Origin of the sequence: Desulfurobacterium atlanticum (assembly GCF_900188395.1) — a bacterium.
GTDB classification, from domain to species: Bacteria; Aquificota; Aquificia; order Desulfurobacteriales; family Desulfurobacteriaceae; genus Desulfurobacterium_A; species Desulfurobacterium_A atlanticum.
This window is the reverse complement of record NZ_FZOB01000013.1, coordinates 38,745-50,095: the sequence shown is the minus strand read 5'-3', so window position 1 is coordinate 50,095 and position 11,351 is coordinate 38,745. Positions and strand designations below refer to the sequence as shown.

Below are 11,351 nucleotides of genomic sequence, written 5' to 3'. Positions count from 1 at the left end.
CGTGGTATAGGTTTATATTTAGCTGCATGGTTGTCCTCCTGGTAGTGGTTTTGGTTTTCTGAAAATTTGAATGTTTAGTGCTCTTAATATTTTAACTACCAGGTGGGCAGCCTTTTTCCTTTGGTGTGGGTGGGGAGTATGTGTATACCTATGCAGGAAACACTCTCCTTTTGTAGTTGACTTTTCCTCTTTCTTCAATATAATTTCAACCTTGCCTGAACCGTTAAACAGAACTATGGAGGTTTTAGATATGGCTGGAATGGACGAACTTATGCAGGCGGTTAAGGAGAAGTACACCGCAAAAGTCCCGCTTCCTGATTTCAGGCCTGGAGACACAGTAAGAGTTTACGTAAAAGTAAAAGAGGGAGACAAGGAGAGAATCCAGGCTTTTGAAGGTGTTGTTATCAGGAAAAGAGGAAACGGAACAGACGGAACATTTACCGTAAGGAAAGTTTCCTACGGTATTGGTGTTGAAAGAATCTTTCCTTTCAATGCTACTGTTATTGACAAAGTGGAAGTTCTCAAGAGAGGTATAGTAAGAAGAGCAAGGCTATACTACCTAAGAGAGCGTAAAGGTAAAGCTGCAAGAATTAAAGAGAAGAAAGAGTGGATGACCAAAAAGAAATAATTTTTTTTGAAAAGAAACTGTGGCAGTCGGGAATAAAGCTAATAGCTGGTATAGATGAAGCCGGACGGGGTCCTTTAGCAGGCCCCGTTGTTGCTGCCGCAGTTATCTTTCCCAAAAACAGCACACCGTTTCTTAACAGAGACTCTAAAAAAATCACAGAAAAGCAGAGAGAAAAACTTTTTAAAAGAATAATCCACGAAGCAGTTTCAGTTGGTATAGGATTTGCGGACAGCATAGAAATAGACGAAATAAATATTTTAAACGCTACAAAATTAGCAGTAAAAAGGGCAATAAACTCCCTCAAACAAAAGCCTGAATTTCTAATCACTGACGCTCTTAACATTGAGGAATTTTCAGATAAACAGTTAACCCTTATAAAAGGGGATGAAAAAAGTTTCTCCTGCGCAGCTGCAAGTATAGTTGCAAAAGTAACAAGAGATTACATTATGAAATCCCTTGATTCTATCTTTCCAGACTATAATCTTAAAAAACATAAAGGTTATCCAACAAAAGAGCACATTTCGCTTATAATTAAAAATGGAATTTCACCCATCCACAGGAGGAGCTTTGGGAGGGTTAAAGAATGTCAAATCTGGAATAGAAGGGGAGAGGAAAGCTTTCCGTTATCTCTTGAAGAAAGGCTACTATATTATAGAGAAAAATTTCAGGAGCTTATCGGGGGAGATTGACATAATAGCCTTTGACCCAATATCCAGAACAATTATATTTGTTGAAGTCAAACTCCGAAAAGAAAATTCTCAAGTATCCCCAGAAGAAAGTATAACACCTGCAAAAATAAAAAAGATAAAAAGAACAGCTATAGAATTCCTTCAGAAAAAGCAGATAAAATACAATGCAATCAGATTTGACTTTATAGGTATAACTACCGAAAATGGAAAAGAAATTATAAATCATATAGAAAATGCCTTTTAGAAGTTGATATAATTGGGGGAACATTTATATTTAACAGGTAAACATTTTCGGAGGTTGTAAATTTGGCAAAGACAAGGGTATATCAGCTTGCTAAAGAGCTTGGCATGAGTTCAAAGGAGCTGATAGAAAAACTTAAAAATGAGCTTGATATTCAGGTTAAAAATGCCCAATCAGGGCTTGATGAAAAGCAGGTGATGCTTGTAAAGGAATTTATAAAGCCACCTGAAAGGAAAATAGAAAAGAAACCTGAAAAGACAAAAAAAGAAGAAATAAAAAAAGAAGAGGTTAAAACAGAAAAACCACAAACGCAAGTGGAAACTTTGTCAAAAAAAGAAGACGCTGAAAAAGAAAAGAAAGAGCTTCCACCTCTAAAACCAAATGTTCCTGCTGAAAAAAGTTCAGAAAGAAAGCGGGATAAAAAACCGAGGAAAAGTGAAAGCGCAAAAGATAGAAGAAAGAAAGATATAAGAATTTTATCTCCTGAAGAACTCGCAAAAAGAAGGAAAAGAAGACGACCTATCAGGAAAAGAGAAGAGAAAGAAGAAAGATCTCTCAGAGATAGAGAAAACAAAAAGCACATTCACAGAGATAGAAAGCCACGCCCTGCTCCAAAACCAAAAGAGGAAGAAAAAATCACAAGAGAGCAACTTGAAAAACTTGTTGCATCCACTAAAGAACAGAGAGAAAAAGAGAAACCTAAAACTGAAGAAGCCATAATCGCCGAAAGAAAGAGGGAAGAGAAGGAGAAAGAAAGCGAAAAGCATTTTATGGAGCTTATGCGTAAAATAGAAGAGAAAAATAGAGCAAAAGCAAAGAAACGTAAAAAGAAAAAGAAAAAAGAAGAAGTGGTTGAAGAGGTTCCTTTTGAAGAACTTTCTGAAGAAGAGCAGCTTCAAAGGCTTATTGAAGAGGAAGAAAAAGCCAAAACTGTAATTGTTCCTGAGGTTATCTCTGTTAGAGAGCTTGCAGAAAAAATGGGAGAAGACCCAAATAAATTGATTTCTGACCTTATTGCCCTTGGGAAATTTGTAACCATAAATCAGGCAATAGACTTTGAAACTGTAAGCAAGCTTGTTGAAAAATATGGAAAAGTTGCAAAACTTGAAGGAGCAGAAGAGGAATCTGAAGCTCTCCTTGAAAAAGAACTTGAAGAAACTGAAGACAGACCTGAAGACCTTAAGCCAAGACCTCCTGTTGTTACAGTAATGGGACATGTTGATCACGGAAAAACAACTCTTCTTGACTATATAAGAAACACAAAAGTTGCAGAGCGTGAAGCAGGCGGAATAACTCAGCATATAGGTGCATCTGTTGTAGAAGTGGAAACTTCAGAAGGAAAGAAAAAAATCACATTTCTTGACACACCAGGGCACGAAGCGTTTACCGCAATGAGGGCAAGAGGTGCTCAGATTACAGATATAGCAATTCTTGTTGTTGCAGCAGATGACGGAGTAATGCCTCAAACTATTGAAGCGATAAACCACGCACAAGCTGCTGGTGTCCCAATAATCGTTGCAATAAACAAAATAGATAAACCGGGAGCAAATCCTGACAGAGTAAAGCAGGAATTAACACAACACGGACTTATACCTGAAGATTGGGGTGGAACAACAATAATGGTTCCTGTATCTGCTAAAACAGGAGAAGGAGTAGATGAACTGCTTGAAATGATAGCACTTCAAGCAGAATTAATGGAGCTGAAAGCGAATCCTAATAAGAAAGCAAGAGGTGTTGTTCTTGAAGCAAAACTTGATAAGCAGAGAGGGCCTGTTGCAACGTTATTGATACAGTCAGGAACGCTCAAAGTCGGCGACCCAATAGTAGCAGGTCTTTACTCTGGAAAAATAAGAGCAATGTTTGACGATAAAGGAAAACCTGTAAAAGAAGCCGGCCCTTCAATGGCAGTTGAAATTTTAGGTCTTGAAGATGTTCCACTTGCAGGAGATAAATTCTACGTTGTAAAAGATGAAAAAACCGCACGGAAAATAGCCGAGAAACGTCAGGAACTTGCAAGGGAATCTGCTCTTGAGAAAGAGAAAAGGGTATCTCTTGAAGATCTTTTTGCTCAGATTAAAGAAGGGGAAGTTAAAGAGCTTAACGTAGTATTGAAAGCTGACGCTCAAGGCTCTATAGAAGCTATAAGGAAATCCCTTGAAGAGCTCTCAACAGATGAAGTAAAAGTTAAAATCATACACGCCGGAGTTGGACCGATAACAGAAAACGATGTTCTTCTTGCAGCAGCATCAAACGCAATCATTGTAGGGTTTAATGTAAGACCTGACTCTGCTGCAAGGAAAGCGGCAGAGAGAGAAAAAGTTGATATGAGAACATATAGAGTAATTTACGATATAGTTGATGAAATTAAAAAAGCTATGCAGGGTCTTCTTGAGCCTGAAGAGAAAGAGGTTTACCTTGGCAGTGCTGAAGTAAGAGCTACTTTTAAAGTGCCAAAAGTTGGAACAGTTGCAGGATGCTATGTTAAGGACGGTGTTATTAGAAGAAATGCAAATGTAAGGCTTGTAAGAGATGGTGTAATAATCTATGATGGTAAAATAGCATCATTAAAAAGGTTTAAAGATGATGTGAGAGAAGTTCAGGCAGGATATGAGTGCGGTATCGGACTTGAAAACTTTAACGATATAAAAGTTGGCGATACAATAGAATGCTACACTGTTGAAAAGGTTGAAAGGAACATATAGGAAGGGGGATTTTACTCCCCCTTTTTTTATGATTAGATGCTTATGGATAGATTGTTAAAGTTTCACATACACCATTTTCATTAAGGTAGCTGATAAGTTCATCCTCAAAGTTCTCAAACGTTCCAGTATAGATAACTGAGCCGTTATACTTAAGGTCAAACAGGATGTTATTTTCATCAGTATTATTATCAGCATCCCAAGTAGCAACAATAGTGCCATCTGCTATTTTTATATAACCTGTTACCGTGCCGTTTTCATAATCCTGGCTCCAAAGCTCATAGTCCATCATAACAGGAGCATTTATAAATGGAGGCCACTCAACTTTGTAAGAATACTCTTGAGAATAAGTGGAGTTGTCTTCTTTTATAGTTGCAGTTACATCTGTAAGAGTCGCTGCTATATCTGTCTCGTTAAAGCAGGGTAAAGGAGTGGTATAGTTATCATCTGGCAGATAACGATACTCTATCTTATCAGCTTTAATGTTATAAGTATCACCATACCAGGTTCCACTATCATCATAACTAGATTCAGCAGATACTGTCGCTCCGTAGAGTGTGTTTTTATAATCATAAAGGTAAGAAAATCCATCGGATAAACTGATATTAACAGATGAGATTGTTCTGTTAGCTGTTTGATAAGAACCTGAAAGTCGTCCAGAAATGAAACTCAAGCCATAGTCAGAACAGTTATCAAAGTTAAAAGTGAAAGTTCTGTTATCAGTATCTACTGTGTAGTTTCCACAAATGTTGCTATCAGAACTATACAAGTTGTTGTCATTAAAAATACCTTCTATTTTCATAGTTAAATAGTAAGAAATAAGACTTGTCAAATTTTCCAGATTATAAAGTCTGTTAGTGCTAAGAGCCTTATAAAAAGCTATCTTAGCGCTTTGCTCGTCTTTGATAACGTCTTTAAGGTAAACTGTTGACGTATCGGTAGTTGTATCTGTTGTTGTGTCTCCACCGCCACAACCTGCAACCATAAAAGATGAAATCCCTGCTACAAGAACAAGCGACATCAACTTTCTCATTTTTGCCTCCCCTTTAAAAAGATTTTCTAATGAGTTAGTATAACAAATAAAAATTTTAAAAAATTTTGAAAGATTCTTCGGTTGTAATATACTTTTCTTCCCTTTTGCCATCAACAAAATTTTCAACCATGGCATCTTCCTTTATTTTGGAATAAATTGAAAATTAGAAAATTTTTATATCAGTTAATTTTTAAATTGAAAAGGAGGGAGAATGTTCTACAGGAAAAATACTCGGCTCATTCTGTTTTTTTTATTTGCATTTCTATCAACACTCTTTTTATCTACATCATCTTTTGCCTATACCGAAAGATGGGCAAACTACTGTAGTATTGTGAAAAACATACCAACACCAATTTACAATAGTAGTGAACATTTCGGATGGAAACCGAGAATAAGGCAAATCGGTGATGCTATGCCTCCTCCCGGTGGAAACGGAGGAGCTTTCTATCTGCATCCTGTATCAACTACCGAACCAGCTCATCTGAAATGTAGATTCCCGGCAAATACTAAAGCTGTAAAGCTTAAAGTGGCAGGTAATAGAAACGGCGATTGGATCATGATCCTTAAGGTGAATGGAGAAACTGTTAAAACAGCCACTATAAATGGGAGAAAATGGCATACTTTTACTATTCCTGTTAACTCTCGAAATAAACCGGTAATTGTGGATCTATTTGTTAAAGCTAACGGCTGGTATTATGAGTATGCTTTTATTGATGAAATAAAACCTACTCCTGCCAGACCGCAACAACTAAAAGAAAGAAAACATACCGAAAGATGGGTAAACTACTGTAGTATTGTGAAAAACATACCAACACCAATTTACAATAGTAGTGAACACTTCGGATGGAAACCGAGAATAAGGCAAATCGGTGATGCTATGCCTCCTCCCGGCGGAAACGGAGGAGCTTTCTATCTGCATCCTGTATCAACTACCGAACCAGCTCATTTGAAATGTAGATTCCCGGCAAATACCAAAGCTATAAAGCTTAAAGTGGCAGGTAACAGAAACGGCAATTGGGTTATGATCCTTAAGGTGAATGGAAAAGAAAAAATAAAAAGTTTAATTAACGGACTTGGTTGGCACACCTTTACTATACCAATTAGATCTTCCGGGGGCTATGTTAACATCGATTTGCTGGTAAAAGCTAACGGCTGGTATTATGAATATGCTTTTGTTGATGAAATAAAGCCCGTTTTTTTAAACAGCCAATAAAATTACTAAGGGGGAAATTTCCCCCTTCCCAACATAAACCCCTACTCTCCAATTGTTCCTATCACATTAACCTTAGCACCTGGTTCAACTTCTGCATAAGATATAACTGCAATATTTGCTGCATAAGGCTCAATTACCTTTCTAACAAACCTTCTAACCGCAGGAGATGTAAGAACAACAGGAATTGCCTGTTTTCTCAAAAAACTCTCTCTAAATTTTGTTATATCACCTATAAGTTTTTGAACAAAAGAAGGCTCAAGAGGTGGTAAATATCCATCATTCTGCTTCACTTTTTCAAGAATGTAACTTTCCGCTTTTGGCGTTAATGTAACAACCGTAAGCTCTCCATCCACACTGTAAAGATTTGTTATCAACCTTGCAAGAGATTGTCTGACAAACTCTGTTAATATATCAGGGTCTGCTGTTTTCCCTATATTATCTGCAAGAGATTCAAGAATGGTCATTAAATCTTTAATCGGAATTCCCTCTTTAAGAAGATTTTGAAGAACTCTGTGAACAACTCCAAGAGGGACCTGTTCAGGAACAATATCCTTAACAATAGAATATTTTTTGGCAAGTGCATCTATAAGCTCTTTGGTTTCCACCCTTCCAAGAATTTCATGGGCATGCTTTTTAATCACTTCTGAAAGATGGGTGATTATCACAGTCGGAATATCAACCACCGTATAGCCAAGAAGCCTTGCCTTGTCTTTTAACTGAGGAGATATCCAGTAAGCTTTAAGACCAAACGCCGGCTCTACGGTTTCTTTACCTTCTATTTTTCCTTTTGAAGTTCCCGTATCTATTGCAAGAAGATGATTTGGCTCAACATTACCCCTTGCCACTTCAACATCTCTTATTAAAATCCGATACTCTCCCGGTTTAAGTTCCAGATTATCCTTTATGTGGACAAGCGGAACAACTATACCAAGCTCTTTTGCTAACTGTTTTCTGAGAGATTTTATCCTTTTAACAATCTCTCCCTTCTCTTTATCTTCAACATACGGGATAAGAGCATAACCTATCTCCATTGAAAGAGTATCAGGCGGTCTTATAAGCTCTTCTTCTTTTGTCTCCTCTTTCTGAGCAGTTTTAAGAAGCTCTTTTGCTTTCTCCTCAGCTTCAAGTCTCTCTTTCTCTTTTGTCGCTTCATAAACCATGTAAGCTACAATCGCTATTAAAGAAGCAACAAGAAGAAACGGTAAGGTTGGCATTCCAGGAACAATACCCATAACAGCAAGTGTTCCGGCTGCCATAAAAAGAGCTTTATGATAACCTGTTAACTGTTTGAAAATCTCTGTTCCAAGGTCTGTTTCTGCTGCAGCCCTTGTTACCATTAAACCGGCAGCAGTAGAAGTTATAAGAGATGGAATCTGCCCTACAAGACCATCACCGACGGTTAATATAGTAAAAGTTTTCGCCGCATCAGCAATACTCATATGGTGTTGAAATACACCTATAGCAAGACCACCAATAATATTTATCAAAGTGATAATTATCCCGGCTACCGCATCTCCCCTTATAAACTTTGAAGCACCATCCATTGCTCCGTAAAAATCTGCTTCTCTTGCTATTTCCTGACGTCTTTTCTGTGCTTCCTGTTCACTTATTAAACCGGCATTAAGATCAGCATCTATGGCCATCTGCTTTCCCGGCATAGCATCAAGGGTAAATCTTGCAGCCACTTCAGAAATTCTTTCTGTTCCTTTAGTAATAACAATGAAGTTTATAACAACAAGAATGAGAAAAATAATTATTCCAACAATATAGTTTCCACCTACAACAAACTGCCCAAAAGCTTCTATAACCTTACCGGCTGCCGAAGGTCCTTCATTTCCATGAAGGAGAATTCGCCTTGTAGTAGCTATGTTAAGAGACAGGCGAAATAGTGTGGCTATAAGCAGTAAAGAAGGAAAAGAGGAAAGCTCTAAAGGGTGGTTGATATAAATTGTGGTCATTAAAATTAACAGGGAAAGGGTAATACTGAAAGTAAGTAAAATATCAAGAACCATCGGAGGAATCGGAAGAACCATAGAAGCAAGAATCGCAAGAAGAAGAAGGACAAAAAGAATATCGGAATACTTGTAAAGCTTATTTACATAAAGTAGCAGAGTTTCTTTCATAAATCCTCTGCCTTTCCGTAAGCTTTTAAAGCCTGTTCAATATAATCTGATAAACCAAGCCTATCTGAAGATGCAAGCGTCTTTGCAACTGTCATATCAAACATATCAAGATACATTTTATCTGAGAAAGATGAAAAAAGGCCACTTTCAGGAATCCCCTTTCTCATCTCTTTCAAAAGGATTCTCAAAAATGTAGCTTCAAACTCTTTGGCTACATCCTTTTCATTCTTTATGCTTTCTATCCCTTTAACATCCCAGTAAGGAATAAGTTTAATATTTTCCATAGCACACTCCAAAATCACATAACAACTATTTTAGCATGAAGTTTACCGGCAGCTTTTATCGCCTGAATAATAGCTATCAAATCTCTCGGAGAAACTCCAAGGTCATTAAGTGCCTTAACAAGATCTCTTAAATTTGCAGATTGAACACCGAAAATCCTTCCTTTCTCCTCTTTAACGGTTATAGTTACATTCTCTGTAACTGTTGTATTTCCACCTGAAAGTGGCGGTGGCTGAGAAACTTCAGGCTTTTTCATAACAGACACATAAATATTGCCGTGAGCAACATAAACAGGCGGATCTATCTTTATATCTCCGCTCATTATAACTGTTCCTGTCCTTTCATATATAACAACAACAGGTTCTGGTTTTGTTTCTATTGGAAGATTAAGAATCTGAGAGATAAAACTAACCTTATCCACTCCTGCAGGGAAAAGAACCTTTACCGTTGAAGAATCAACAGCATAAGCAACACCCTTACCAAACTGACTATTGATAGCATCAGCTATCGTTGACGCAAGCGTAAAAGAAGGATGTTTTAAAGTTAGCACAATCTCATTCTCATTTGCCAGTGAAAAAGGCAACCCTCTCTCAACTATCCCGCCTGACGGAATAATACCGGTAGTTGGAAAATTCTTCTTCACCTTTCCACCTTTGTTAGATTCAGAATATCCTCCACCTGTGGAAACAGGACCCTGAGCAAAAGCGTAAATCTTTCCGTCAGGACCAAGAAGGGGTGTTCTTATTAAAATTCCGTTTGATAAATCTTTCGCATCCCCTATAGAAGCCACATTAACATCAAAAGTCATCCCTGGCTTTGCGAAAGGAGGAAGTTTTGCAGTAACTATAACAGCAGCAGCATTTTTCGTTTTTACCTTTTTAGGGTCAACATAAATTCCCATCTTTCTTAACATATTTGAAACACTCTGAAGTGTAAAAACACTTGAAGAACCATCACCTGTTCCATCAAGTCCCACAACTATCCCATAACCGGTAAGAAAGTTTGGTCTTACTCCTTCTATATTAACCTCTGTTCCTATCTTTGTTAAAACCGCCTCTGCATTTGAAACAAAAATAAAAAACAGCAACACAAAAAAACAGAAAAATCTTTTAACCATAAAACACCTCAAAACGGCCATATCTTCATAAGAAATCTTGCAAGCCAGCCGGGCCTTTGACTTTCAGCCCAGAAACCTTTGCCGTTATATTCTACATACATATCGGAAATCTTAGAAGAAGATATAGAGTTATCCTGCTCTATATCTGTAGGGCTTATCATTCCTGAAATTTTTAAAATCTGAACATCATCATTAATCCTTATAACCTTCTCTCCTTCTATATAAAGGTTTCCATTAGGATAAACTTTTGTTACCCGTGCAGTAATAGTTGCAATAAGTTTTGTATTTCTTTTAGTTGCACCCTGACCGGAAAAACTGCTTTGAGGATTAGCCTGAAATCCAAGCAAAGGATTAAGACTATCTCCAGGTATTTTCTTCCCAAGAATAGTAGGAGATTGAAGGTCAATACCCATCTGCGTTTGCTTGCCTACAGAATTTGAAGAGCTTCCTTCACCTGAAAGAGACTCAACAACCTTTATCGTGATAATATCCCCAACCTGATGAGCTTTCGGGTCTGAAAACAGATTGTCATAACCTGTGTAAAGAGACCCTTTGGAAACAGGCTTTGCAACCTCAACCGGAGGTGGAGGCGGAGGTTTAACAACAACCTCTTTTCTCCTTTGAGATGAACTACATCCTGAGAAAAAAAATAGAAAAACTACTAATGCATAAATTTCACAACGCCATTTCCTACAACTTTGCATAGTATCTTTTTCCCTGTAGATATATTTTTCACCTCTATTATATCCCCTAAGGCTCCATTTTGAAGAGCCAATCCCATCATCTCTATTCTTATTGCTCCACTTTCATAAACCACTTTAACAGGAGTGTTCTTAAAAACTTTATAATCAGGTTCAACATCAGTAAATTTTATGATTCTCTCACTCTTTATGAGCCTTTTCGCCCTTTTCCCAGAAACTTCATTAATAGACGAAAAAGCGTTTCCTGCCTTAAATTCTGAAACCCTTTTAAGTTTTAACAGATCTTTCGTAATAAGCTCTCCCGGCAAAATATCTTTTGCAGCAACAACAACGTTCTTTAACTTTACAACTCTTACACTAACAGGAACAACTTCTTCCTTGCCGTTAAAATATCCGAAAACCTTAAACCTTAAATAATACCTATCGGAAGATTCAAGAGATACTTTAAATTTAGATTTCTCATCCACCTGTAAATTTGGAGCACTAACTCTTAAAACTTTATACTCAGGATACTGCTTTTCAACGTAAGTTTTCATGAAATCTTTTAAAGTTTTGCCACAGGCAACAGATACAAACAAAACAGTAAAAAATAGCGTTTTAAAGAAAATACGCAAAACAACCCCTT

At 37.3% G+C, this 11,351-nt stretch carries 11 protein-coding genes; 5 read left to right on the top strand and 6 right to left on the bottom strand.

Going from position 1 to position 11,351, the window contains the following annotated elements; genetic code table 11:
* Positions 1–259 precede the first annotated feature (259 nt).
* The 4 genes from rplS to infB all read left to right on the top strand — a co-directional run bounded on the left by rplS (position 260) and on the right by infB (position 4,260).
* Positions 260–628 (top strand): 50S ribosomal protein L19, encoded by a 369-nt coding sequence (rplS, locus tag CHB58_RS07990; protein ID WP_089323584.1) that lies wholly within the window; start codon positions 260–262, stop codon positions 626–628.
* Positions 607–1,317, top strand: coding sequence for a ribonuclease HII (locus CHB58_RS07985; protein ID WP_089323578.1), 711 nt, complete (start codon positions 607–609; stop codon positions 1,315–1,317). The genes rplS and CHB58_RS07985 overlap by 22 nt, the downstream gene beginning before the upstream one ends.
* On the top strand, positions 1,259–1,561 hold the full coding sequence (locus tag CHB58_RS07980) for a YraN family protein (protein ID WP_219350101.1): 303 nt from the start codon (positions 1,259–1,261) through the stop codon (positions 1,559–1,561). The genes CHB58_RS07985 and CHB58_RS07980 overlap by 59 nt, the downstream gene beginning before the upstream one ends.
* Before the next feature lie 62 nt (positions 1,562–1,623).
* On the top strand, positions 1,624–4,260 hold the full coding sequence (gene infB / locus CHB58_RS07975) for a translation initiation factor IF-2 (RefSeq protein WP_089323577.1): 2,637 nt from the start codon (positions 1,624–1,626) through the stop codon (positions 4,258–4,260).
* A gap of 40 nt (positions 4,261–4,300) precedes the next feature.
* On the opposite strand, the gene CHB58_RS07970 is transcribed toward infB, so the two are convergent.
* Positions 4,301–5,290 (bottom strand): hypothetical protein, encoded by a 990-nt coding sequence (locus tag CHB58_RS07970; protein WP_143341015.1) that lies wholly within the window; start codon positions 5,288–5,290, stop codon positions 4,301–4,303.
* 211 nt (positions 5,291–5,501) lie between these two features.
* Here CHB58_RS07970 and CHB58_RS07965 point away from each other — a divergent pair, with 211 nt between their 5' ends.
* Entirely contained in the window at positions 5,502–6,503 is a 1,002-nt protein-coding gene (locus CHB58_RS07965) for a hypothetical protein (protein WP_089323575.1), read from the top strand.
* Positions 6,504–6,544: 41 nt separating this feature from the next.
* On the opposite strand, the gene flhA is transcribed toward CHB58_RS07965, so the two are convergent.
* Genes flhA through flgA form a run of 5 tightly spaced genes read right to left on the bottom strand, consistent with a single transcriptional unit; the run spans position 6,545 to position 11,340 of the window.
* Positions 6,545–8,626: a flagellar biosynthesis protein FlhA gene (gene flhA / locus CHB58_RS07960; RefSeq protein WP_089323574.1), complete on the bottom strand. Its 2,082-nt coding sequence runs from the start codon at positions 8,624–8,626 to the stop codon at positions 6,545–6,547.
* Positions 8,623–8,910 carry a rod-binding protein gene (locus tag CHB58_RS07955; protein WP_089323573.1) on the bottom strand — a complete coding sequence of 96 codons (288 nt, stop codon included), beginning with the start codon at positions 8,908–8,910 and terminating at the stop codon, positions 8,623–8,625. The genes flhA and CHB58_RS07955 overlap by 4 nt, the downstream gene beginning before the upstream one ends.
* Before the next feature lie 14 nt (positions 8,911–8,924).
* Positions 8,925–10,025 carry a flagellar basal body P-ring protein FlgI gene (locus CHB58_RS07950; RefSeq protein ID WP_219350100.1) on the bottom strand — a complete coding sequence of 367 codons (1,101 nt, stop codon included), beginning with the start codon at positions 10,023–10,025 and terminating at the stop codon, positions 8,925–8,927.
* 8 nt (positions 10,026–10,033) lie between these two features.
* Entirely contained in the window at positions 10,034–10,729 is a 696-nt protein-coding gene (locus CHB58_RS07945) for a flagellar basal body L-ring protein FlgH (protein WP_089323571.1), read from the bottom strand.
* Positions 10,687–11,340 (bottom strand): flagellar basal body P-ring formation chaperone FlgA, encoded by a 654-nt coding sequence (gene flgA, locus CHB58_RS07940; RefSeq protein WP_089323570.1) that lies wholly within the window; start codon positions 11,338–11,340, stop codon positions 10,687–10,689. The genes CHB58_RS07945 and flgA overlap by 43 nt, the downstream gene beginning before the upstream one ends.
* Between the last annotated feature and the right edge of the window lie 11 nt (positions 11,341–11,351).